At 61.1% G+C, this 22,606-nt stretch carries 21 protein-coding genes; 8 read left to right on the top strand and 13 right to left on the bottom strand.

Annotation, left to right across the window (positions count from 1 at the left end):
- Positions 1 to 341 precede the first annotated feature (341 nt).
- The 7 genes from HX790_RS13845 to HX790_RS13815 form a co-directional block, all read right to left on the bottom strand.
- Complete coding sequence (locus HX790_RS13845; protein WP_017135750.1) at positions 342 to 1,124, bottom strand: MetQ/NlpA family ABC transporter substrate-binding protein; 783 nt, start codon at positions 1,122 to 1,124, stop codon at positions 342 to 344.
- Between the two features lie 125 nt (positions 1,125 to 1,249).
- Entirely contained in the window at positions 1,250 to 2,188 is a 939-nt protein-coding gene (locus tag HX790_RS13840) for a sigma 54-interacting transcriptional regulator (RefSeq protein ID WP_017135751.1), read from the bottom strand.
- A 48-nt stretch (positions 2,189 to 2,236) separates the two neighbouring features.
- Complete coding sequence (locus tag HX790_RS13835; RefSeq protein ID WP_058422586.1) at positions 2,237 to 2,818, bottom strand: alpha/beta hydrolase; 582 nt, start codon at positions 2,816 to 2,818, stop codon at positions 2,237 to 2,239.
- A 309-nt stretch (positions 2,819 to 3,127) separates the two neighbouring features.
- A complete protein-coding gene (locus tag HX790_RS13830) occupies positions 3,128 to 3,529 on the bottom strand; it encodes a biopolymer transporter ExbD (protein ID WP_169986689.1) in 402 nt (133 codons plus the stop codon).
- A gap of 1 nt (position 3,530) precedes the next feature.
- Positions 3,531 to 4,253, bottom strand: coding sequence for a MotA/TolQ/ExbB proton channel family protein (locus HX790_RS13825; protein WP_085985974.1), 723 nt, complete (start codon positions 4,251 to 4,253; stop codon positions 3,531 to 3,533).
- 51 nt (positions 4,254 to 4,304) lie between these two features.
- Complete coding sequence (locus HX790_RS13820) at positions 4,305 to 5,117, bottom strand: energy transducer TonB (RefSeq protein WP_176991677.1); 813 nt, start codon at positions 5,115 to 5,117, stop codon at positions 4,305 to 4,307.
- 284 nt (positions 5,118 to 5,401) lie between these two features.
- A complete protein-coding gene (locus tag HX790_RS13815) occupies positions 5,402 to 6,253 on the bottom strand; it encodes a LysR family transcriptional regulator (RefSeq protein ID WP_176991676.1) in 852 nt (283 codons plus the stop codon).
- Between the two features lie 109 nt (positions 6,254 to 6,362).
- On the opposite strand from HX790_RS13815, the gene HX790_RS13810 reads away from it, so the two are divergent.
- The gene (locus HX790_RS13810; RefSeq protein WP_176991675.1) at positions 6,363 to 7,562 is read left to right on the top strand and encodes a CynX/NimT family MFS transporter; all 1,200 of its coding nucleotides are present in this window, start codon (positions 6,363 to 6,365) and stop codon (positions 7,560 to 7,562) included.
- Here the strand turns inward: HX790_RS13810 and HX790_RS13805 are convergent.
- Complete coding sequence (locus HX790_RS13805) at positions 7,533 to 9,848, bottom strand: TonB-dependent receptor (protein ID WP_176991674.1); 2,316 nt, start codon at positions 9,846 to 9,848, stop codon at positions 7,533 to 7,535. The genes HX790_RS13810 and HX790_RS13805 overlap by 30 nt on opposite strands.
- Before the next feature lie 155 nt (positions 9,849 to 10,003).
- Here HX790_RS13805 and HX790_RS13800 point away from each other — a divergent pair, with 155 nt between their 5' ends.
- Positions 10,004 to 10,948 carry a LysR family transcriptional regulator gene (locus tag HX790_RS13800; protein ID WP_169986699.1) on the top strand — a complete coding sequence of 315 codons (945 nt, stop codon included), beginning with the start codon at positions 10,004 to 10,006 and terminating at the stop codon, positions 10,946 to 10,948.
- Positions 10,949 to 11,138: 190 nt separating this feature from the next.
- Entirely contained in the window at positions 11,139 to 12,746 is a 1,608-nt protein-coding gene (locus HX790_RS13795) for an alkaline phosphatase family protein (protein WP_176991673.1), read from the top strand.
- Positions 12,747 to 12,885: 139 nt separating this feature from the next.
- On the opposite strand, the gene HX790_RS13790 is transcribed toward HX790_RS13795, so the two are convergent.
- Positions 12,886 to 13,791 carry a TauD/TfdA family dioxygenase gene (locus HX790_RS13790; protein WP_017136707.1) on the bottom strand — a complete coding sequence of 302 codons (906 nt, stop codon included), beginning with the start codon at positions 13,789 to 13,791 and terminating at the stop codon, positions 12,886 to 12,888.
- A gap of 181 nt (positions 13,792 to 13,972) precedes the next feature.
- Between HX790_RS13790 and HX790_RS13785 the strand changes: the two genes are divergently transcribed.
- Complete coding sequence (locus HX790_RS13785; protein WP_017136706.1) at positions 13,973 to 14,893, top strand: LysR family transcriptional regulator; 921 nt, start codon at positions 13,973 to 13,975, stop codon at positions 14,891 to 14,893.
- 98 nt (positions 14,894 to 14,991) lie between these two features.
- On the opposite strand, the gene HX790_RS13780 is transcribed toward HX790_RS13785, so the two are convergent.
- Positions 14,992 to 15,993, bottom strand: coding sequence for an ABC transporter substrate-binding protein (locus tag HX790_RS13780; protein ID WP_169986703.1), 1,002 nt, complete (start codon positions 15,991 to 15,993; stop codon positions 14,992 to 14,994).
- Positions 15,994 to 16,272: 279 nt separating this feature from the next.
- Here HX790_RS13780 and HX790_RS13775 point away from each other — a divergent pair, with 279 nt between their 5' ends.
- The gene (locus HX790_RS13775) at positions 16,273 to 17,859 is read left to right on the top strand and encodes an ABC transporter permease (RefSeq protein WP_099549544.1); all 1,587 of its coding nucleotides are present in this window, start codon (positions 16,273 to 16,275) and stop codon (positions 17,857 to 17,859) included.
- Entirely contained in the window at positions 17,856 to 18,671 is an 816-nt protein-coding gene (locus HX790_RS13770) for an ABC transporter ATP-binding protein (RefSeq protein WP_017136703.1), read from the top strand. The genes HX790_RS13775 and HX790_RS13770 overlap by 4 nt, the downstream gene beginning before the upstream one ends.
- On the opposite strand, the gene HX790_RS13765 is transcribed toward HX790_RS13770, so the two are convergent.
- Positions 18,658 to 19,728 carry a fatty acid desaturase gene (locus HX790_RS13765; RefSeq protein ID WP_026013676.1) on the bottom strand — a complete coding sequence of 357 codons (1,071 nt, stop codon included), beginning with the start codon at positions 19,726 to 19,728 and terminating at the stop codon, positions 18,658 to 18,660. The two genes, HX790_RS13770 and HX790_RS13765, sit on opposite strands and share 14 nt — an antisense overlap.
- A 101-nt stretch (positions 19,729 to 19,829) precedes the next feature.
- Between HX790_RS13765 and HX790_RS13760 the strand changes: the two genes are divergently transcribed.
- Positions 19,830 to 20,834 (top strand): AraC family transcriptional regulator, encoded by a 1,005-nt coding sequence (locus HX790_RS13760; RefSeq protein WP_176991672.1) that lies wholly within the window; start codon positions 19,830 to 19,832, stop codon positions 20,832 to 20,834.
- Positions 20,835 to 20,919: 85 nt separating this feature from the next.
- Here the strand turns inward: HX790_RS13760 and HX790_RS13755 are convergent, their stop codons facing one another.
- Positions 20,920 to 21,279 carry a response regulator gene (locus HX790_RS13755; protein ID WP_017136700.1) on the bottom strand — a complete coding sequence of 120 codons (360 nt, stop codon included), beginning with the start codon at positions 21,277 to 21,279 and terminating at the stop codon, positions 20,920 to 20,922.
- 38 nt (positions 21,280 to 21,317) lie between these two features.
- The gene (locus tag HX790_RS13750) at positions 21,318 to 22,004 is read right to left on the bottom strand and encodes a Crp/Fnr family transcriptional regulator (RefSeq protein ID WP_169986705.1); all 687 of its coding nucleotides are present in this window, start codon (positions 22,002 to 22,004) and stop codon (positions 21,318 to 21,320) included.
- Between the two features lie 83 nt (positions 22,005 to 22,087).
- Here HX790_RS13750 and HX790_RS13745 point away from each other — a divergent pair.
- The coding region (locus tag HX790_RS13745; protein ID WP_176991671.1) for a DUF962 domain-containing protein at positions 22,088 to 22,606 on the top strand (519 nt) is incomplete at its 3' end.

Raw genomic sequence — 22,606 nt, 5'->3', positions numbered from 1 at the left:
GGTTGCTGGGTCTGTGTTTCGAGGGAATGAATAATGAACGAAGCGAAACCGATTGATCCGCAGGAACTGGTGAAGTGGCTGGTGGCGTTGCGTCGGGCGATCAATAGCCGCGATATCTGAAACGCTGATCGTTCCCACGCTCTGCGTGGGAATGCAGCACAGGACGCTCTGCGTCCGCTCGTGACGCGGAGCGTCACAGGAGGCATTCCCACGCGGAGCGTGGGAACGATCAATCGCAGGCAAGCCAGCTCCCACAGGGTTTGATTTTGTTTCAGGCATAAAAAAACGCCGACGCTGCAGTAGCCGTCGGCGTTCAAACCTTGAAGGGGGTTTGGTTTACATCAGAACGCAGGCACTACCGCGCCGTTGTACTTCTTCTCGATGAAGGCTTTGACTTGCGGGCTGGTCAGGGCCTTGGCCAGTTTCTGGATGGCGTCGCTGTCCTTGTTGTCCGGGCGCGCCACCAGGAAGTTCACGTACGGCGACTTGGCGTCTTCGATGATCAGCGCGTCTTTGGCTGGGTTCAGGCCAGCTTCCAGGGCGTAGTTGGTGTTGATCACATCCAGGTCAACCTGGTCCAGCACACGTGGCAGCAGCGCCGATTCCAGCTCTTTGAATTTCAGGTTTTTCGGGTTGCTGGCGATGTCTTTCGGCGTAGCCAGTGCATTGGTCGGGTCTTTCAGCGTAATCAGGCCGTTCTTTTGCAGCAGCAACAGGGCACGGCCGGCGTTGGAGCCTTCGTTAGGGATGGCCACGGTGGCGCCATCTTTGAGTTCAGAAATGTTCTTGATCTTTTTCGAGTAACCGCCGATGGGCTCAACGTGCACACCAATCACGGTGACCAGGTTGGTGCCCTTGCCCTTGTTGAAGTTTTCCAGGTACGGCAGGGTCTGGAAGTAGTTGGCATCCAGACGCTTCTCGGCAACCTGGGTATTGGGTTGCACATAGTCAGTGAAGACTTTGATTTCCAGGTCCACGCCTTCTTTAGCCAGGGTCGGCTTGACCAGCTCAAGGATCTCCGCGTGCGGGATCGGGGTAGCCGCTACCACCAGTTTCTCGTTGGCCTGGGCGAAGCTTGCAGTCAGGGCAGCCGCCAGTGCGGTAAACAACAGAACCTTTTTCATGCAGTGTCCTTATCGAAATTCCGGGGCGTCTCTGACGACCGTTTTTTATGGTGTGCCAGCGAAGTGCTATCGCGGCGTGGGATGGACAATACCTAGATTTTTTATTCCCGAACAATATCTTTTATTCACGTTGATATTCCATTTTGTTCATGTAGCGGCTGTTCATTTAGAAAGCTGAGCAAGCTTTGCTGTTCGGCGGCGCTGGCACTCGCGAAGATGCGCTGCAGTTGTTCCAACGGCGAACCGGCGGCGGGCAGGTTCAAATGCTCGGGTAAAATCTCATCGCCACTGCTTACCAAGAGCGCAAAGTGAATAACGTTTTCCAGCTCACGGGTATTGCCCGGCCAGCTGTGATGCTCGAGCACACGCTGGGCGGCGTCACTGATCAGTGGCACCGGCAGGTCGAGGCGCTGGCTGTAGATGCCGAGGAAATATTCAGCCAGGGACAAAATGTCGCCCACCCGCTCACGCAGAGCCGGCAGGTCCAACTGGCCTTCGCTCAGGTAATGGAACAGGCGTTCATGAAACTTGCCCGCGGCCACGGCCTGGGCCAGATCGATACTGGTGGCGGCGACCAGCCGCACATCCACCGGGCTTGGCTGATGAGCGCCGACACGGGTGACTTCGTGGTTTTCCAGGGCGGCGAGCAATTTCACCTGGATCGGCAGCGGCAAATCGCCGATCTCGTCCAGGTACAAGGTGCCGCCATTGGCCGAGCCAAACCAGCCGGCGCGGCTGCTGGCTGCTCCGCTATGGCTGCCGGCGGCATAGCCGAACAATTCGGCATCCGCGTAGGTAGGGCTGATGGCGCCGCAATTGACCGACACAAACAAACCCGTGCGGTCGCTGCCCCGGTGAATATGTCGCGCGAGCAGCTCTTTACCGCTGCCGGTCTCACCGCGAATCAACACCGGCAATGCACGCGGTGCGAGGCTTTCCAGCTCTTCACGCAGCTGGCGGGAACGCGGGTCGACAAACACCAGCGCCTTGGCGCGGATGCTCAGCGGGCTTTTTTCAGCATCGGGAAAGGTCAGCAACGGCTGGCCAAAGGTGTCATGACTCATGGCAGGCTCCCGCCCCAAATCCGCTCAGGGACGGGGCGTTGAAAAAATTTATGCACGGCGCCGGGCGTGATGCTCAAGGCGGTTTTGCAGGCGATAGAGGTAGGCAAAACCCTGCTCCCAGCGTTGGTGGCCGGACTTCACATTGATATGCCCGGCTCCGGACAAAATGCCGGCCTCGGCGCCCCAGTTGCGTGCCAGCTCCAAAGCGCGGGTGGCGCTGACGGCGCTGTCGTTGTCGGAGCTGACCACTTGGCTGGGAAACGGCAACAGGTGCGTGGGAATCGGTGCAAAGTTACGCAGGGCGGGGGCACAGGCGGGGCGCTCGACATCCGCCGGCGCCACCAGCAAGGCGCCGCGCACCTGGCGTAGAAAATGCACCGGCGCGGTGGCCGCCCAATGGGCGACCGTGATGCAACCCAGGCTATGGGCAATGAGAATCACCGGCGTGCTGTCGGCGGCGATGGCCTCCGCCAGTGCCGCCACCCAGTCTTCGCGACGCGGGGTAAGCCAATCGGCCTGCTCCACACGCGCACTGTTGGGCAGGCTGTTCTGCCAATGACTTTGCCAATGATCTTCTGGCGATCCTTGCCAGCCCGGCACGATCAGATAACGAATCGACTCGCTGTGCATGGGTGTGCCCTCCTGCAGCGTTTAACGTTGCTGGTCAGTATAGGGACGAGGGTTATATTCGTTAAGGAATAAGAAGCTATTTATTAATAACCAAAATATCAATCACACGGATAATCAAAAATGTGGGAGCTGGCTTGCCTGCGATAGCGGTGGGTCAGTCGATACATCTGTAACTGAGAGACCGCTATCGCAGGCAAGCCAGCTCCCACATGGACCGGGTTGCACAGTGGAAATCAGGTAAATACCAGGCAAAAAAAAGGCCGCACCCTGCCAAGGAGACGGCCAAAAAATTGTCGAGGCTTTTGAAACTTAACGTGCAGTAATCACCGACAGCTTGGTGATGCCTGCGCGCTCGATAGACGCCATGGCTCGCGCCACTTCGCCGTAATTCACACCATCATCGGCCTGCAGTTGCACCCGCACTTGCGGGTCCTTGGCCTTGGCCGCCTGCAGGTTGAACTCGAGCAGGTCGGGCTGGATTTCGTCCTTGTTGATAAACAATTTGCCGGCGCCGTCGATGCTGACCACCAGCGGGTCTTTCTGCTCCACCGGGGCTACGGCCTGGGTCTTGGGCAGGTTGATCGGGATCGAGTTGGTCAACAACGGCGCGGTGACGATAAACACCACCAGCAGCACCAGCATCACGTCCACCAGCGGTGTGACGTTGATCTCGCTCAGCACCTCATCACTGTCTTGCGTGGAGAAGGCCATTTCAGGACGCCTCCTTCACTTTTTGCGCGGTGCCTGCCGCGCTTTTGGTCAGCGTAGGGTGCAGCAGCACGCGGAAGGAATTCTTCTGCGCCAGGCTGTAGAAGTCGTGAGCGAAGTCATCCAGGTCCGCCGCCGTGAGCTTCAGGCGACGCAGGAAGTAGTTGTAGACCAGCACCGCCGGCACCGCGACCGCGATACCCACACCGGTGGCGACCAATGCCGCACCAATCGGGCCGGCCACGGTTTCCAGGCTGGCCGAGCCGGCAGCGCTGATGCCTTTGAGGGCTTCCATGATGCCCCACACGGTGCCGAACAGGCCGATAAACGGCGAGGTGCTGCCAATACTGGCGACCACGGCCAGGCCGGTTTCCAAAGAGCGGCGCTCACGCACGATCTGCTGGCGCAGGGCACGTTCAAGGCGGTCCTGGTGATTGATGGCCTGGCTCAAGTCTGCTGCGTGCGGGGCATCACCGACCTGGATCGCGGCATAACCGGCCTGGGCTACACGGGCTGCGGCGCCGGGCTGGGTCTCGGTCAGCTCAGCGGCGGAATCGAGACTCGACGCCGCCCAGAACTGTTTGTGAAACTTGCGATCCTGCGCCTTGAGGCGCCCGAACTGCACGCCCTTCAACAACGCCAGGCCCCAGGTGGCGACCGAAAAGACCACCAGCAGCCAGATTACCGCGCTTTCGATGGATTCAAGTGGAGATGCTAATGCCATGATGTTTTCCCTCTGTGCAGGTGGCGGCGTGTCCAACACACCGCTGCCGAATAGTTAGTGAATCTTGAAATCGATCGGAACGCTGACCCAGCCGTCCTGGGCCACATCGCCCTGCTTGGCCGGCACGAAGCTCCAACGCTTCACGGCGGTCAATGCGGCGTCGTCGAGTTGCTGGCGACCGCTGCTTTTCTGGACCTGGACCTCACCCGGCTTGCCGCTGGCCAACACATGCACGCGCAACAACACCGTGCCTTCCCAGCCACGGCGCTGGGCCAGTGACGGGTACTCCGGCGCCGGGTTCTTCAAGTACGCGGCGTTGGCCGAAGCAGGTGTCACCGGCGCAGGTGAAGGTGCCGGTGGCGCTGCTGGCGCTGGAGGCGCAGGCTTCGGTGGCGCAGGCGGTTGCTCGACCGCTTTTGGCACAGGTTTGGGTTCAGGTTTAGGCACCGGCTTCGGCTTGGGTTTTGGAACAGGTTTGGGCGGCGCTGGTTTGGCGGCCAACTCATCGACCACCGGCGGTGGTGGCTCCACCACAGGCGGTGGCGGCGGTACAGGCGCAGGCGGCTCCACCACCGGCGGCGCGGGTTGGGAAAATTCGATCGTCATCGGCGGGATTTCCGGCGGCACAATCGGCAACACCGGCGTGGGCTTCTGGCTCACCCAATAAATCACCGCACCGTGCAAGGCCAACACCAGCAACCCCAGCAGAATCCCTTCACGACGACTCGAAAAACGCTTCGGGGTTTTCTGCAAACGCAATTGCCCCAACGGCGCGCGGTGCGGCCGGCCAAGGTCGACCAACTCACCACCCGGTGCCTGGCGCCACTGCGCCTCGGGTGCACTGGCGGCGGTCTGGACATTGCCCATTGATTCACTCCCTACGGTTTTCACACCAAAAAACCGACAGGCCTGCCAAAGCGGCCGTCGAGGGCTGAATCATCGGGGCTAGACGCTTATCCCTTAAAGTAATCTTTAAAGTTATACATAGATCTAAATTGAATAAACGAAACACCCTGAAACGCCAAAGCCACGTTGGCCGTGGCCTGTGGCGAAGGGATTGTTTTTTAATGCTTTAGAGGCATAAAAAATATTCAGTAAACGCATGGATTGTGGCAAGCCCGCTCGCCACAAAAAAACATTCGTCGAACGCTTCAAGATGGATTGTTGGCGCATAAATCGAGCAATTGCCGCTGCAACGTTTGCCCCGCTGCCCCCAGGCCACTGCGGCCATACAGCGCCAGGCGCACGCCCTGCACCATCGGCAAACCACTGTCATCGCCGAGCACCACATGCCCTGGCTGCACCACCCGTCGCGGCAACAGGCTGATGCCCAACCCCGCCGCCACCGCCGAACACACACTGGCCAGGCTGGCGCTGGAATAACCGATGCGCCAACGCCAACCGCCGACTTCCAGGTAGTGAAGCATTTCATTGCGGTACAAACCGCCTACCGGAAACGCTACCAAGGGCAGCGGGTCGCGCCCAATCGACGGCATGCTGCGGCTGTCTACCCAACACAGCGGTTCCGGCCACGAGGCCACGCAGTCATCGCTGTCGCCCATCTGCTTGACCAGCAACACGTCGAACTCACCGGCGCGGTATTGCCGCTGCAGTTCCGGACCGAGACCGCTGGTGACTTCCAGCCGCACTCGCGGATAGGCCACCACAAAGGCCGACAGCAACGGCATCAGGCGCTCGGCGGCAAAGTCCTCCGGCACGCCGAGGCGCAACACGCCGTCGCTTTGCTGGTTGATCAACACATCGACGGCCTCCTCATGCAGCGCGAGGATGCGCCGCGCGTAGGCCAGCAAACGCTCGCCCTCGGCGGTGGCCACCACGTGGCGTTGATCGCGGTCGAGCAACTGGCATGCCACGGCGTCTTCCAGGCGACGAATCTGCTGGCTCACGGTGGATTGGGTCAGGTGCAAGCGCTCGGCAGCGCGAGTGAAATTGCCGCAATCCACCACGGCGATAAAACTGCGCAGCAACACGGGATCGAACATGTTTTTCACCATTGCGTTTGCCACTGGTTGGCATGGTTATATTTAATTTCAGAATACTCTGGCGGCTCGCCATACTTCACGCCTCTTTTGCGCAGACGACAGGCCGTGCATGACGCTCAACCATTCATTCGCAGGAAAATTGGCCGGCTGGGGCCTTTTGGTTGTACTGGGCCTGAACCTGCGCCCCATTCTCAGCTCCATCAGCCCCTTGCTCGGCGAAATTCGTCAGGCCACCGGGCTGAGCTTCCAAAGCAGCGCCCTGCTCACCAGCCTGCCAGTGGTGTGCATGGGCCTGGTGGCGCTGGTCGGTGTGCGCGTGGAAGCGCGCCTGGGCGAGCGGCGCGGCATCGCGCTCGGCTTGATGATGATTCTGCTGGCCTGCCTGGCACGTTGGTTGATGGGCCAGGCGTCGGCGCTGCTCGTTACGGCGTTGCTGGGCGGCGCCGGTGTGGCGCTGATCCAGGCATTGGTGCCGGCAATGATCAAGCGCGAATTTCATCACCGCGTGCCGGTGGCGATGGGTGTGTACTCAGCCTCGTTGATGGCTGGCGGCGGGCTGGCAGCGTTGCTCAGCCCGCTGGTGGCCACGCATTTTCAGCAATGGCAGGCGGGGTTGGGTGTGTGGCTGTTGCCGGCGCTGGGGGCGTTGCTGCTGTGGGCCTGGCTGCCGCTGGGCGCGGCGAGAAGCCAGCAAATCGCGCCTGCCTTCAAGGGGCTGCGCAATCGTCGAGCCTGGCTGTTGGCGTTGTATTTCGGGCTGGTGAATTGCGGCTACATGAGCATGGTGGCGTGGCTGCCGGCCTACTATCAGCAACTGGGTTGGGGCGTGTTGCCGAGCGGTTCGTTGCTGGCGTTCATGACTATCTTCCAGGTGACCGCTGCGCTGTTGATGCCGGTGTTGGCCCAGCGCGGTATCGACCGTCGCCCACTGCTCGGCATCAGCCTGCTGGCACAGACCGTTGGCTACCTCGGCCTGATCCTCGCACCGCTGGAGTACACGCACCTGTGGGTCGCCTTGTGCGGGTTTGGCCTGGGCGCGTGTTTCGCCCTGAGCCTGCTGCTGACCCTGGACCACCACCGCGACCCGCGCCAAGCCGGGCAACTGGCGGCTTTCGTGCAAGGCGTAGGTTTTTTGATCAACGCGATTTCACCGTGGCTGACCGGCTGGCTGCGTGAACTCACCGGCAACTTCGTCAGCGCCTGGGTGGTGCTGACGGTCACGGTGCTGGCGATGCTGGTGGTGACGCGGGTGTTCAGCCCGGCCACCTACCGCACCGACTCAGAAGTCGTAGCGGCCCGTCACGCCTAGGGTGCGCGGCGTGCCCAGCAAGCCTTCGTAGCCGCCATTGCCGCCCGTCCACAGGGTGGTGTAGTAGGTTTTGTCGAAGGCGTTTTTCAGCCACAACGACACATCCCACTGCCCTTGCTGGTAGTTGCCGCGCAGGCCGGTAGAGAGGTTGACCACCGCGTAGGCCGGAATCTGCCCATAGTCGGAATCCTCCACCGTGCCCACCGCTTTGGAGCGGAATGCATAGCTGGCGGTCACGTAAGGTTCGAAGCCGTTATCCAGGTTCCACTTGTATTCGCCGTTGGCGTTGGCGATCCACTTGGACGCGCCCACCACTTGGTGGCCGCTCAAGTCGCAGGAGGCCGGTGCACCCGGACGCAAGCTGACTTCCGGTGGGCACGGCGCATCTTTGTAAGACAGGTAACTCACATCGTTGAACGAGCCATTGATATTCAACGTCAGGCCCCGGATCGGCACCAGCGTGCTTTCCACTTCCACGCCGCGTGAGCGCACCGAACCTGCGTTGGTCAGGTATTGCACGCGGTTTTCCTGGTCGTAGGCGTTGGTCTGGTAGCCGTTGACCTGGGTCCAGAACAGGTTGGCATTAAGTTGCAGGCGGCGGTCCCACAGCGTGCTTTTAAACCCCAACTCGGCGTTATTGGCGCGCTCGGTGCCCACCAGCAGTGAATCGGCCCCGGCCGTCGGCGCAGAACCCACCACCAAATTCACCCCGCCGGACTTCTCGCCATGGGACAACGTCGCATAGCCCAACAAATTATCGTTGAAGTGATAACTCAGGTTGAGCAGCCCCGACGGCGTAGCGCTGTACTGGTTGAGATCGCCGGAGTCATACGCGCCGGTGCGCCCGCGCCGCGCCGTGGCAGCGGCGCCGGTGACCGCAGCGCCACCCACGGGTGCATTGCGGCTGACCCAGGCGCTTTTTTCTTCGTAGGTGCCGCGCACACCGGCGGTGAAATCCAGGCGTTCAGTGAGGTGCCAGGTGCCTTGGGCGAACAGGGCAAAGCTGTCGGTGCGAATATGCCCGTTGCCGACGGTGCTCACATCATTTAGCGCGCCGGTTGGCGTGCCATTCCAGATATCCGCCTTGGGCCCGTAATAGGCGAAGGATTTGTTATCCAGCGAGTTGCCGAAGTAATAGGCGCCCAGCACATAGTCGAAGAAACCACCGGTGGGCGAGGCCAGGCGGAATTCCTGGGACCACTGCTTATCCTCTACCGACACGCCAGCGTTATACGACGCCGGAACGTTGAGGCCGTCGTCATTGCGCGGGGTGAAATTCCACCAGCGATAGGAGCTGACCGAGGTCAGGGTGAAGTCACTCGGCAACGTCCAGTTGGCTTCCAATGAAGTGCCGCCCTGGAACACGGTGACATGCTGGTCGTTGTCCAGGTTGACCTTGCGATGGGTGCCATCCACCAGGGTCGCGCCCGCCGCTGCGGCCCGGGATTGATAGAGGTTGGTGCCATTGATGGTCGGCCCCGTGCTGTACAGCACGCGGGTGCCGGCGCTGGAATCTTCTTCGTTGTAGTCGCCGATCCAGCGCAGGTTGAAGGTGTCGCTGGGCTTGTACAGCAACTGCCCGCGAAAGCCCTGGCGTGAGCCGCCGTTAAGATCATGGCCGTCGTATTCGTTCTTGATGTCGCCATCGCTGCGTGTGCGATAGGCCGAAAAACGCCCCGCCAACTCGTCGGTGAGCGGGCCGGAAATCGTGCCCTTGGTCTGGAAATAACCGTCCTCGCCCAACGAGGTTTCGATGCTGCGCTCCGGGGTGAAACTCGGCGCGCGCGTGCTGATATTGATCACGCCCGCCGTGGTGTTCTTGCCGAACAAGGTGCCTTGCGGGCCGCGCAAGACTTCGAGCTGCTCGATGTCCATCAAGTCGAACACCGCCATGCCCGGCCGCCCAAGATAAACGTTGTCGATATACAGCCCCACGCTGCCTTCCAGACCGTCGCTGGCCGGGTTGTTGCCCAACCCGCGAATCGACACGCTGGACTGACGCGCATGCATATAAGCGACGTTGACGCTGGGCACCAATTGCTGCAAATCCTGAATGCGGTAGACCCGCTGGCTCTCCAGCGCCTGGCCGCCGATGACGCTCATGGGCGTCGGCACTTCCTGCGCGCTTTCGGTACGCCGCCGTGCGGTCACAGTGACGGTCTCAAGCTGGCCGCTGGCGTTTTCGCCCTTGCCGGCAGGCACAGGTGTTTCGGCGGCCTGGGTCGGCGACCAACTGGTGCTGCCGGCCACCAACATGGCCAGGGGCAAGGACTTCAACAGACTCATAAGCGGCTCCGAAACCTGGAAATATTGTTCATCCAATATTCCAATAGGTTATTTATTTATGTTTTTACGAACATTTACTGCATAAGAGATAGCCTTTATAAGGAGTCGACCTAATGCATAGCCAATGCATTTCCCGGATATTTTTGATGTGAAAAATGCATATCGACTTGCGCCAACTTCGCCACTTCATTGCCCTTGCCGAACAACGCAGTTTTGTCGCGGCGGCGTTGGCCGTGAACCTGTCGCAGTCGGCGTTCAGTCGCAGCATCCAGGCGCTGGAACACAGTGCCGGTTGCCAGTTGGTGGACCGTGGCCGCAAGGACCTGGCGCCGACCAAACAAGGCCAGGTGCTGCTCGAACATGCACGGCGCCTGGTCAGCGGCGCGCAACAACTGGCCAACGAGATCAGCCAGTTCAATGGCCTGGAAGCCGGTGAACTGCGCTTCGGCTGCGGCCCGGCACCCGCTGCCGGGTTGATCCCGCGTGCCATCGGCAGTTTTATCGGGCGCTACCCCAAGGCCCGCGTGCAGTTCCAGGTGGATGACTGGCAAAGTTTGAGCAAGCGCCTGCTCAGCGAAGAGTTCGAATTTTTCGTCGCCGACACCCGCCACTTCGAAGCCAACCCGGACTACCACACCCACCGCCTGCGTGCGCGGCGCTGGTACTTCTGCTGTCGCGCCGGGCACCCGCTGGCCAAGCGCGAAAGCGTCAGCGCCGGCGAGCTGATGAGCTACCCGCTGGCGGTGACGATTCGCCCGCCGAACCTGCGCAAGGTCATCGTCGACCTCAGCGGCCGGCCGGATTACCTGCCCAATGTGGAATGCGAAAACGGCTACAGCCTGATGGGCGTGGTGCTGCGCTCGGATGCGATCGGCATCGTCAGCGCCAACAGCGATGTGCTGCACATGGCGCGGGGTGAGTTGGTGTGTTTGAAGATTGATGGGCTGGCGGAGGACTTGGAGGAGCGCTATACGCGCTACGGGATTGTCAGTCGGGCGGGGTATCGGTTGTCGCCGTTGGCAGAGGCGATGATTGAGCAGATCAAGCAAATCGATGAGTTGGATGAGGATGTGTGCGCCTTGGAAAATCTCGCTGTTTGAGCGGGCGCTATCGCAGTCAAGCCAGCTCCCACAGGGGTACGCATTTCAAGTGTGGAAGCTGGCTTGCCTGCGATAGCGCCAGTAGCAACACCCATGCATTCCCTGCATAAAACCCAGTCCTCAAATGCACTTGCCAGCCCACCACCCGAACAGCGAAAACCTTCACCTGTCCTCAGTCCGGTGAAGCCTCATGTCCAACTCCCAACCCGTGCGCAACGTGCTCTACATCATGTGCGATCAACTGCGCCGCGATTACCTGTCGTGCTACGGCCACGCGCATTTGCACACGCCGAATATCGACCGCCTCGCCGCCGCCGGCGTGCGTTTCAGCCGCGCTTACACCCAGGGCACCATTTGCGGGCCGTCGCGGATGTCGGCGTACACCGGGCGCTATGTCAGCAGCCATCAGGTGGCGTGGAACGCGGTGCCGCTGCCCTTGGAAGAGCTGACCATCGGCGACTACCTGCGCCCCCATGGCATCCGCACCGCGCTGGTGGGCAAGACCCACGCCACGCCAAACCTGGAGGCCTTGCAGCGCCTGAATATCGACCCTGAAAGCCCGCAGGCCGAGCCCTTCAATGAGGTGGGTTTCAACGCTTATTTGCGCCATGACGGCATCTACCCCGACAGCCCGCTGTTCGCGGAAAAACGCGAGTCCGCGCCCTACACCCAGTACCTGCGCGAGCACGGCTACGACGGCACAAACCCGTGGCATGAATGGGCCAACGCTGCAGCCGGTGAAAACGGCGAAGTGCTCAGCGGCTGGCATATGCGCAACGCGGGGCTACCCGCACGCGTCGCCGAGGAGCATTCGGAAACCGTCTACACCACCGACCGCGCCATCGACTTTATCGCTGAACAAGGCGAGCAGCCGTGGTGTTTGCACCTGTCTTACATCAAGCCGCACTGGCCCTACATCGCTCCGGCGCCGTACCACGCGCTGTATGGCGCCGAGCATATCCAGGCGCCGATTCAGCCTGCGCAAACCAGTGATCATCCGGTCTACCAGGCTTTCCGTCAGCATCAGGAAAGCGTGAATTTTTCCCGTGATGAAGTGCGGCTCACAGTGGTTCCGACCTACATGGGCCTGATCAAACAAGTCGATGATCAACTCGGGCGTCTGTTCGATTTTCTGCAAAGCAACGGCCGCTGGGATGACACATTGATCGTGTTCACCAGTGACCATGGCGACTTCCTCGGCGACCACTTCCTCGGCGAAAAAGAGTTTCTGCTGGAGCCTGCGGTGGGTATTCCACTGATCGTGCGCGACCCGCGTGCCAGTGCCGATATCAGCCGTGGCGCGGTGGATGAGCGCCTGGTAGAAACCATCGACGCCCTGCCAACGTTCCTCGATGCCCTGGGCTTGCCGGCCGCAGACCATCGCCTTGAAGGCCGCTCGCTGATCCCGCTGCTGCACGGCGAACCCATCACCTGGCGCAACTACGCCATCGCTGAATACGACTATGCCTTCCAGGCCCCAGCCCGTGAGCGTTTGGCGCAGCCCATCGACCGCTGCCGCATGACCATGGTGCGCAGTGAACGTTGGAAGTACCTGGCCTATGACGGCTTTCGTCCACAGCTGTTTGATCTGGAGAATGACCCGCAGGAAGTACACGACTTGGGCGAGGACCCGGCGTATGCGGCGGTGCGCGAGACGCACTTGGGGTATTTGTTCGAATGGCTGCGTGGGTTGAAGCGGCGTACGACCATCAGCCATGCGGAGGTTGATTCGCGTGGCCAGTGGTTCCGGTACGGTGAGCCTGAGGCGGAAAAGGTAGTGAAAATCGGCGTCTGGTAAACACCACAAAACCTAATGTGGGAGCTGGCTTGTCGAATCGTCGCACCGCTGCGATAGCATCGCCTCGGTGTGACTCATACACCGAGGTGTCTGCATCGCAGGCAAGTCAGCTCCCACATTGTTTAATCTCCAACCTGGCTTAGAGGCCTTTGGTGGTCTGGCTGCGCTGCCCTTGCACACTCACCGGCACATCGCCCTTGAGCGTCACTCGACGCACGATGCGTTCCTGGGTGCCGTAGTCGTCCACCGCGTAATGCTGAGTGGCGCGGTTGTCCCAGATCGCCACGTCGCCGGTGTTCCAGCGCCAGCGCACGGTGTTTTCCAGGCGGGTGACGTGGCCCTGCAGCAGGTTGAACAGCTGCGCCGATTCGGTCTGGGAATAGCCTTTGAGCCGTTTGACGAAGTGCCCCAGCAGCAAGGTTTTTTCACCGCTGACCGGATGTACACGCACCACTGGGTGCTCGGTTTCATACACGGTGGAAGTAAAGATTTTGCGGTACTCCTCAAGCTTTTCCAGCGACACATCCGGCTTGCGCCCGGCGTAGTCGTACTCGTTGCTGTGCACGGCCCACAGGTTGTCGGCGAGTGCGCGCAGGTCGGCGCTGAGGTCGTTGTAGGCGGCGGCCGTGTTGGCCCACACCGTGTCGCCACCGGATTTTGGCGCCAGTACCGACCGCAGGATCGATGCCTTCGGGTAGGCGTCGACGAAGGTCACGTCGGTGTGCCAGGAATTGGCGCGCTGGCCACGGGCACCGTCCAGCTCCAACAGGAAGCGCGTGCCGTCGCGCACCGGCACCGTCGGGTGTGCGATCGGCTCGCCGAGCAGGTGCGCGAAGGCTTCCTGGCTCTGGTCATCGAGGTGGGTTTGCTCGCGGAAAAAGATCACTTTGTACTGCACCAGTGCGTGCTGGATGGCCTCGACGGTGGCGGCATCCAGGTCACCGGAGAGTTTGATGCCACGGATCTCGGCGCCGATGCGGCCAGCCACCGGGTGGATGTCGAGCGCCTGGGCGACGGGTTGAACAGCTAATGCGGCGTTGCTCATTGTGATGACCCTCATGTGCCTGCTGATGGTGGGATGCTTTCCTGCAACGCTCTATTCATATGCAATTTAGATCTAGCAAATGAATCAATGCTTCGTTGACGGAATAAGAGCTTGCATTTAAAACCTCAGCTCCCACGGTCGCAAATGCCTTCGACCTATTTTTCAAATGCCGGGAAAGCATATGGATCTTCGCCAACTTCGGTACTTCATCGCCCTCAACGAACACCGCAGTTTCGTGCGCGCAGCCGACGCCATGGGCATCACCCAACCGGCGTTCAGCCGCAGCATCCAAGGGCTGGAGCAGGAGTTCGGCTGCGTGCTGGTCGACCGTGGCCACAAGGACTTGCGCCCCACGCCAGAGGGCCAGGTGGTGCTGCAACATGCCTTGACCCTGGTACACGGCGCTGCGCTGCTGAGCAGTGAGGTTACGCGCATGACCAAGCTCGACGCCGGCGACCTGCGCTTTGGTTGCGGCCCGGCGCCAGCAGTAAAACTGGTGCCGGACGCGGTGGCGCGTTTTATCGGCGCGCACCCGAAAATCCGCACCAGCTTCCAAGTGGATAACTGGGAAAAACTCAGCCGCGCCTTGAGCCGCGAAGAGATCGAATTCTTTATCGCCGATATCCGCCAGTTCGAGGCCGACCCGAACTTCCAGACCCGCGCATTGACGCCCAAACGCGGCGTGTTTTTCTGCCGCCCAGGCCACCCGTTGCTGGCCAAGGACAGCCTGTCGACCAACGACATGTTCGACTACCCGCTGGCCTCGCCGCTGATCTCCCAGGGCATTCGTAAACTGCTGGCAAACCTGAGCGGGCGCATGGATTTTTCACCCAGCATTCAGACTGAACACTTCCCGGCGCTGGTAAAAATCGTGCTGCAATCGAACGCCATCGGCGTGGGCACCGAGGAAGCTTTTGCCGAGGACATCGCACAGGGTTCGCTGGTGCTGCTGCACTGGCGCAACCTGCCGCAGAACATGGAGACCATGAGCGCGCGTTGTGGGATTGTCAGCCGCACGGGATCGAGGTTGTCGCCGGCGGCCAAGGCGATGATCGAGACATTGGTGGAGGTCGACAGGCAGGAGGTGAGTGTGGCGGTCTGACGGGCCTCATCGCAGGCAAGCCAGCTCCCACAGTTGGAATGCATTCCCCTGTGGGAGCTGGCTTGCCTGCGATAGCAATATCCCAGCCACCAAAAACCTCAGAGCCCCGCCGCCGCCAGGTTCGGCGCCACCCAGTCACTCACCTGAAACGACTTGCGAATCAAGCGCTCCTTGGACGCCAAGTCCACCGCGCCCTGCAACTTGCCGAGGAACACCGGGTCCAGCGTCGCCGGGAAAATCTCGCTGAGCTGCTGGTCTTTCAAGTCGTTGGTCAGGATCACCGGTGGGTAACTGGCTCGCCCCGACACCAACTCGATGTAGGCCTGCTTGTTGCTGTCGGTGGTCAACCACTGCACCGCTTGCTGCTGGGCCTTGAGCAGCTTGGCCACCGCATCAGGGTGTTCGTCGACAAACTGTTTGCTGCCCACCAGCACCGCCTGGACGCTGCCGGCGCCGCCGAGGTCCTTGGTGGTGAGCGGTATTTCCGCCAGCCCTTTGGCCTGCAACGCCGTCAGGTTCGAACCGCCCCAAGTCGCATCAATCTGTTTGGCGGCCAATGCCGCGCCCGCCGCGTTGAAATCCAGGTTGATGACTTTCAAGTCCTTTTCATTCAAGCCCTGGCTGGCCAATGCACTGTCGAACGACAACTGGCTGGCCGTGCCACGGAACACCGCCACACGTTTGCCCTTGAGGTCTTGCAGGGTCTTGATCCCCGAGCCAGGCACCACGCCCAGGTACTGCTTGATGTCACGTGCCGTGGCGCTGAGCAAACGCGTGTCCAGCCCATTGGAGCGACCGATGATCGCCGCCAGATCGCCCAGGTAGGCCAGGTCCACCTGGCCATTGGCGAAGGCTTCATTGATCACGGGACCTGCGCCCTTGAAGTAATTCCACTGAATCTTGATGCCTTGGTCGGCAAAGGCTTTTTCGAAGATCTGCTGCTCGCGCAACACATCCGTTATACCGCCGCCGCTGTGCTGGCTGCCGGCACTCAGGTCGGGCACGGCGATGCGGATTTCCTTGAGGTCGGCAGCGTGTACCAACCCGGCCAGCGCGGTGCCCGCGAACAGGCTGATCAGACGTTTGAAGGGCAGTTTCATAAGCGCAGCTCCTGGTGGGCGACGGTCGCCTGGGGAGCAGAAAGTAGGCACAGCCCGAGCAAAACTTTAAATACTATAAATTCACAATTTAATAGCTTTTTGGACTATGCGAGCAGAAACGCTGGCTCCAGCGGCGTATGCATAAACAGCATCAAAAATATTCTTCGAATGCATTGGATGCGTGCCAGGCAGAGGCTTTAAATGATTTTTCTTATCTCACAATCATCTTGATTCCGTTTTTATAAGATCGAAATCACATAACGCCGAGGGAGGTCCGCTATGGCCCGCACTTCACAGTTGAGCCTGCCTCTTTCAGCCCCCGCTCCGCGCTGGCCCTTGCTCGGTGAGCGTCTGCTGCCCTGGCTGTTGCCGCTGGCACTGTTTGCGCTGTGGTGGTTGGCCAGCCGTAATCAGTGGATGAGCGAACAAATTTTGCCCGCGCCGTCGCTGGTGTGGAGCAGCGCCGTAGAGCTGGCCGGCGGCGAGCTATGGAGCAACCTGGCGATCAGCTTGCAGCGCTTGTTCTGGGGGCTGTTGGCCGGTATCGGCGCGGGAGCCGTATTGGGTGCGCTATTAGGTTTCAGCGCGCGCGCCGAACGCCTGGTGTTCCCCACGTTCAGCGCGTTGTCGCAAGTGCCGACCCTGGCCTGGATCCCATTGTTCATGGTGTTTTTCGGCATCGGCGAGACCTTGAAACTGGTGGTGCTGGTGAAGGCGATTGTGGTGCCCGTCACCCTGCACACGCTGGTTGGTGTGCGTGACGCGCAACCCAACCTGCGTGAAGCCGCCCGCGTGCTGCGCCTGCCCACGCACCTGCTGATTCGTCGGCTGATCCTGCCCGCTGCGTTGCCAGCCTTCATGGCCGGTGTGCGCCTGGCGCTGGCGGCGGGCTGGACCTCGTTGCTGGCCGTGGAATTGCTGGCCTCCAGCGAAGGCATCGGCTACCTGATGGTCTGGGCGCGCCAACTGTTCATGCTCGATATTGTCTTCGTGTGCATCGTGGTCATCGGTGTGCTGGGCGTGGTGATGGATCGCGGCATCGGCTGGCTGGACCGCAAATGGGCGCACTGGCCGCACCCGGCCACTGCGCAGATTCGCCGCGGCCCGCGTTATGAGGGGTGGCAACGCCTGCAACCGTGGTTGTTGCCGCTGCTCTTGCTGGCGTTGTGGCAGGTGGCGACGGATCTCGCTTGGGTGGACCCGAATATTCTGGTCAGCCCATGGGCCGTGCTGCAAACCACCGGCGCGGGTGTGCTGGATGGCAGCCTGTCCGGCGCCTTGGGCAAAAGCCTCGGCCGCACGCTGGGAGGCTTGTTGCTCGGCGCCAGCCTGGGGTTTGCCATGGGTTTGTGGCTGGGTTTGTCGCGACGCAGCGAGCGAGTGCTCGGGCCGACGCTGGCCGCGCTGCGCCAGATCGCGATTTTCGCCTGGGTGCCATTACTCACCGCCTGGTTCGGCCTGGGTGAATTGGCCAAGTCGGTGTTTATCGCCCTGGCGGCGTTTTTTCCGCTGTTTATCGCCACCCAACGCAGCGTGTTGAACCTGTCTCCACAGCTGCGCGAAGCCGCGCACGTGCTACGCCTGAACCTGTTCCAGCGCCTGCGCCGTCTGGTGCTGCCGGGCGCGGCGGCGGGGATCTTCGCCGGCCTGCGCCTGAGCCTGATCTATGCCTGGCTGGGCACCATCGGCGCGGAATATTTCATGCCATCCAACGGCGGCATCGGCAGCCTGATGATCGGCGCCCAACAGCTGCTGCGAATGGATTTGATCATGAGCGGCATGCTGCTGGTGGGCCTCACCGGCGCCACGCTCAACCTTATCGGCCAACGCATCGAAACCCGCGCCACGCGCTGGAGACACGCATGAACGCACCTATCGTCAGCTTCAACCATGTGGGCAAGACCTTTGACGTCGACGGCTTTGAGCTGGAGGCGATTCGCGAATTCAACCTGGACATTGCCGAAGGCGAGTTCGTGGCGATTGTGGGTTCCAGTGGCTGCGGCAAATCTACGCTACTGCGCCTGCTGGTGGGGCTGGATACGCAGTTTCGTGGCGAGATCCGGGTGGACGGCCATGCCGTAAAGGGCATCGGCGGCGAACGCGGCATCGTGTTCCAGGAGCACCGGTTATTCCCCTGGCTGACCGTCGCGGAAAACATCGGCCTGGGCCTGGTCAACGAGCCGTTGAGCGAGGCCGAGCGCAACCGGCGCATCGGTGACTTTATCGAATTGGTGGGCCTTACCGACTTTACCCGCGCTTATCCGCATCAGCTGTCCGGCGGCATGGCGCAACGTGTGGCAATCGCCCGTGGCCTGGTGGCCAGCCCGCGCATTCTATTGCTCGACGAGCCGTTCGGCGCCCTCGATGCGTTGACCCGCCAGCAGATGCAGGACGAGCTGTTGGCAATTCGCGCCCGCGCCAAAATCACCACGGTGCTGGTGACCCACGATGTGGAAGAAGCGATTTTCCTCGCCGACCGCGTGGTGGTGATGGAGCCGCGGCCAGGGCGCATCAAACAGGTGGTGGACATCGCCCTGCCCCACCCACGCCAACGCAGCAGCTTCGAGTTCCACCAACTGCGCGAAGAGCTGCTGCATGAACTGATCAGCGACGGCCACTATCAGCCGCCGCTGCGCGAACAGATTCGCGACCTGCCGCTGGCGTTTATTGCTTGCTGAATGCCAGCTCAGCGTCCGGCCGTTCCTGGCGCTCAAGCCGATTGGCGCGGGTAAACGTGCCGATATCATTGAAGCGCACGCCCATCTCGCGCATCACCTTGTGGGCCACCTTGGCGGTCATCTGACGGATGTAGAACGGCTCCTTCACCACAAAATGGTGGATGCCGTGAGTGCTGCCGAAGTTGAAGCAAAACGCCTGCAACGGCCACATCCACCACGGGTTGAGCACCTGGGTTTGCTGGATCACGTTGCCCAGTTCCACATCGCCGTAATAGTGCATGTTGGAGCTGACAAAGTGCAGGCAAAAGGTGCGCAGCACGTTAGGACCGATGATCACCACGGCTGCGATATCAATCACCTGCATCATCTGCAAGGTACCGGCGGACCACTGGATTGGCGCGCCCATCAGGCTGGCGATGCCATTGGCGGCATGAAAGCCCAGGAACACATACCACGCGCCCCAATGCAGCAGCGCCAGCGGTGCGTACACCAGCAGCGAGCGTTTGAGGATCTTGAGTTTGTGACTCCAGGTCTTGGCCCGCAGCATGCGGATAAACGCCGACATCACGTTATCGCCCACCATCAGCAACCGCGCGAACCCCCACGGCTCGCCATTGGTAATGGCGCGCTCTTCCATATCGGTTTCGGTGCCGGACACCTTGTGGTGGTTAAGGTGCAAATGCCGGCGTATCCACGGGTTGATGGTGCTCGGCCGCGCCAGCCACACCAGGCCCATCATCAGGTTGTGTGGCACACGTTGCTTGCGAAAGTACATGCTGTGGATCAGGTCGTGTTCCAGCTCGTGGGTCAGCGAAGCGAGGAAAGCGTTGAGCAGCAAACATGCCCACCAGGCCATATGACCGGTGATATAGAGCGCCGCCGAACCGAGCATGCCGAGCAAGGCAAAGGCCAGGATGCCCGCGCCCAACGCGTCCTGATGCAGCAGCCAGGGGTGCTGTTGGCGCAACCGCACGCCCTCGGCGAGCACCACTTCGCGGATTTTTGCCGAGCGCTGTTGCGCATTCATCTGTTGGGGACTTGCAGAAGTACCGTCCATGCTCCCATCCTCTTGTTAAGTGATACGTCCATCCTGCCCCAAGCGATCGGGCGGGACGCTAGCCCCGGACGCCAACCTGTTGACCGCAAGCGCCAATCACCATGACTGAACCCACGTCTCTCGCCAGTTGGACCCGCGCCCTGCGCAAGCAGCTCGACGCCCTCAACCTGGACAGCGCCGCGCTGTGCATCGAGGCCGGGCTCGAACCGCAGCAGATGGACGACCCCAACGCACGCTACCCGCTGTCGGCCACCACACGCCTGTGGGCGCTGGCAGTGCAGGCCAGTGGCGACCCGGCGATCGGCTTGCGCGTGTCGCGGTTTGTGAGCCCGACCACCTTTCATGCGCTGGGTTATGCGCTGGTGGCCAGCGGCAGTTTGCGTGAGGTGTTCGAGCGCATCGTGCGGTATCACCAAGTGGTCAGCGATGCCCTGACGCTGGAGCTTAGCCGAGAGGGTGAGCGTTACCGCTTTCGTCTGCTGCAACCTGCGGACAGTCCGGCACCGGCGCCGGAAGCGATTGATGCGTTTGCAGCGATCTATGTGCGCACCTGCCGTAATCGCCTGGGCCGTGACTACGCGCCGTTGGCGGTGTACCTGCGGCGGCCGGAACCGGCGGATCCAAAACCCTGGCACACGGTGTTTCGCGCACCGGTGTTTTTCGATGCCGAGGAAGACCGTCTTGAATTTTCCGCCCAGGACTTCGACAGCCACCTGGACGACGCCAACCCCGAGTTGGCCGAGCACAATGAAACCGTGCTCAAGCGCACCCTGGCCCAGTTGCAACCGCTGACCTGGGAACGCAAGGTGCGCAGGGCGATCGAGGAACAATTGCCGGAGGGCGAGCCGAGTGCCGAGCGCATCGCCCAGGCGTTGCACCTGAGTCTGCGCAGCTTGCAGCGGCATTTGGCGGATGAAGGCTGTCGGTTTGATGCGTTGCTCAATGAGTGCCGCGAGAACCTGGCGCTGCTGCACCTGCGCGATCCGCACTGCTCATTGGCCGAGATCAGTTATTTGCTTGGGTTTGCCGATACCAGCAGTTTCAGCCGAGCGTTCAAGCGCTGGACAGGGATGACGCCGGGGCAGTTTCGCGATGGGTTGCGTTAGGTAGGGCCTCATCGCGGGCAAGCCCGGCTCCCACAGGGCAATGCATTCCAACTGTGGGAGCTGGCTTGCCTGCGATAGCGGTGGCTCAGCGACCACGCCGCAAGAGTTTTTTCACCCGCGCCACCAGCACCTTGGCATCAAACGGCTTGAGCAAATAATCATCCTCATGCAGTTCCAACCCACGCAAGCGGTCTTCAATGCCACCGGGCGTGGTCAGGAACAGCACGGGTGTCTCACCCTTTAACCGAATCGCCTGCTGCAACTTCCAGGCATTCAGGCCCGGCAGCATCACATCCAGGATCACCAGGTCGTACTCGGTGCTTTCCACGAAACGCAACGCCGCCATGCCATTGGCCGCGACTTCGACGCTGTAACTGGCCTCGTTCAAGCCCTGGGCCATCCGCTGTGCCTCTTCGGATTCATGTTCCACTAACAGCACGCGCATAACACACCTCGATTAATCAGGCTTGCAGGCTAACACCCTCAGGTGTGCGCCGCCTCACGCAGTCGCCGGGCGTCGAGGATTTCGATCTCGCCGTAGCCCAGGCGCACGATGCCTTGGGCCTGCAGGTCCTTGAGCAAGGCGTTGGTGGTCTGGCGTGACAGGCTCAACATAGCGGCCAGGTCTTCCTGGGGCAGTTGCAGCACGCTTTTTGAAGACTCGGCCTCGCCGTAACCCTCGACGATCATCAACAGACGATGGGCCAGGCGCACCGACGCCGGCATCAGGCTCAGTTGCTCGATATTGATAAAACTCAGGCGCAGCTTCTGGCTCATCAACAACGCCAGGTCGCGCCAGTACTGCGGGCTTTCATTGAGGATACTGAGCAACGCCTGCTGTGGCACCTGCAGCAGCGTGCACGGCCCGACGGCGCAGGCGTCGTGGGTGCGTGGCAGGCCGTCGAACAGGCAAATCTCACCCAACCAGAAGGGTGATTCCACCAGGCTCAACAGTGCTTCCTTGCCGTGTTCATTCACCGCGCTGATGCGCAAGGCACCGTCGAGCACCGCGTACAGGCCACAGGGTGGGTCGCCACGCTTGAACAGGTACTGCCCCGCCGCCAGTTGCCGCTGCCGGGCGTGGGCCAGCAGGCTATGCTGAAAAGGCTCAGGCAGGTGGCTGAACCAGTGGCCAGAGGCCAAGCGAGTACGCCATTTCTCTGTGTCCATGAGCACTCCGAAGATTGTCGCCCAGCTGACAGTCAGTCACAGGCGGACAGGGCATGATCAAGCATCCTACAGGAGGAACAACAATGAAAAGCCTCGTCGACCACCTCAGCCAATACGCCGCCTACCACCGCGACCCGCGCAATATCGCCAGCCACTTTATCGGCATCCCGTTGATTGTGGTCGCCGTGGCGGTGCTGCTGTCGCGCCCTGAGTGGGCAATCGGCAGCCTGTGGATATCTCCGGCAGTGCTACTCGCGCTGTTTTCGGCATGGTTCTACTTGCGCCTGGAACTGGCGCTGGGCCTGCTGATGACGCTGTTGATGGGCTTGTCGGTATGGGCCGGGCATGCGCTGGCGGCACAGAGCACGCTGGTATGGCTGAGCAGCGGCATCGGTATGTTTGTGGTGGGCTGGGTGATTCAGTTTGTCGGGCACTATTACGAAGGCAGGAAGCCGGCGTTTGTGGATGATGTGTCGGGATTGATTGTGGGGCCGTTGTTTGTGGTGGCGGAGCTGGCGTTTGTGCTGGGGTTGCGGCAGGAACTTAAAGAGCAGATTGAGGCGCGGTCCGGCCCGGTAGAACGCCGCGATCTGAAGCCAAGC

This window comes from Pseudomonas sp. IPO3747, assembly GCF_013385245.1.
Taxonomy (GTDB): Bacteria; Pseudomonadota; Gammaproteobacteria; order Pseudomonadales; family Pseudomonadaceae; genus Aquipseudomonas; species Aquipseudomonas edaphica.
This window is presented reverse-complemented; position numbering and strand designations above follow the sequence as displayed.

Bases quoted from the DNA above. Each gene is read 5' to 3' on its own strand.
- HX790_RS13845 (WP_017135750.1), bottom strand. From the start codon at position 1,124: ATGAAAAAGGTTCTGTTGTTTACCGCACTGGCGGCTGCCCTGACTGCA.
- HX790_RS13840 (WP_017135751.1), bottom strand. From the start codon at position 2,188: ATGAGTCATGACACCTTTGGCCAGCCGTTGCTGACCTTTCCCGATGCT.
- HX790_RS13835 (WP_058422586.1), bottom strand. From the start codon at position 2,818: ATGCACAGCGAGTCGATTCGTTATCTGATCGTGCCGGGCTGGCAAGGA.
- HX790_RS13830 (WP_169986689.1), bottom strand. From the start codon at position 3,529: ATGGCCTTCTCCACGCAAGACAGTGATGAGGTGCTGAGCGAGATCAAC.
- HX790_RS13820 (WP_176991677.1), bottom strand. From the start codon at position 5,117: ATGGGCAATGTCCAGACCGCCGCCAGTGCACCCGAGGCGCAGTGGCGC.
- HX790_RS13815 (WP_176991676.1), bottom strand. From the start codon at position 6,253: ATGTTCGATCCCGTGTTGCTGCGCAGTTTTATCGCCGTGGTGGATTGC.
- HX790_RS13810 (WP_176991675.1), top strand. From the start codon at position 6,363: ATGACGCTCAACCATTCATTCGCAGGAAAATTGGCCGGCTGGGGCCTT.
- HX790_RS13805 (WP_176991674.1), bottom strand. From the start codon at position 9,848: ATGAGTCTGTTGAAGTCCTTGCCCCTGGCCATGTTGGTGGCCGGCAGC.
- HX790_RS13800 (WP_169986699.1), top strand. From the start codon at position 10,004: ATGCATATCGACTTGCGCCAACTTCGCCACTTCATTGCCCTTGCCGAA.
- HX790_RS13795 (WP_176991673.1), top strand. From the start codon at position 11,139: ATGTCCAACTCCCAACCCGTGCGCAACGTGCTCTACATCATGTGCGAT.
- HX790_RS13790 (WP_017136707.1), bottom strand. From the start codon at position 13,791: ATGAGCAACGCCGCATTAGCTGTTCAACCCGTCGCCCAGGCGCTCGAC.
- HX790_RS13785 (WP_017136706.1), top strand. From the start codon at position 13,973: ATGGATCTTCGCCAACTTCGGTACTTCATCGCCCTCAACGAACACCGC.
- HX790_RS13780 (WP_169986703.1), bottom strand. From the start codon at position 15,993: ATGAAACTGCCCTTCAAACGTCTGATCAGCCTGTTCGCGGGCACCGCG.
- HX790_RS13775 (WP_099549544.1), top strand. From the start codon at position 16,273: ATGGCCCGCACTTCACAGTTGAGCCTGCCTCTTTCAGCCCCCGCTCCG.
- HX790_RS13770 (WP_017136703.1), top strand. From the start codon at position 17,856: ATGAACGCACCTATCGTCAGCTTCAACCATGTGGGCAAGACCTTTGAC.
- HX790_RS13765 (WP_026013676.1), bottom strand. From the start codon at position 19,728: ATGGACGGTACTTCTGCAAGTCCCCAACAGATGAATGCGCAACAGCGC.
- HX790_RS13760 (WP_176991672.1), top strand. From the start codon at position 19,830: ATGACTGAACCCACGTCTCTCGCCAGTTGGACCCGCGCCCTGCGCAAG.
- HX790_RS13755 (WP_017136700.1), bottom strand. From the start codon at position 21,279: ATGCGCGTGCTGTTAGTGGAACATGAATCCGAAGAGGCACAGCGGATG.
- HX790_RS13750 (WP_169986705.1), bottom strand. From the start codon at position 22,004: ATGGACACAGAGAAATGGCGTACTCGCTTGGCCTCTGGCCACTGGTTC.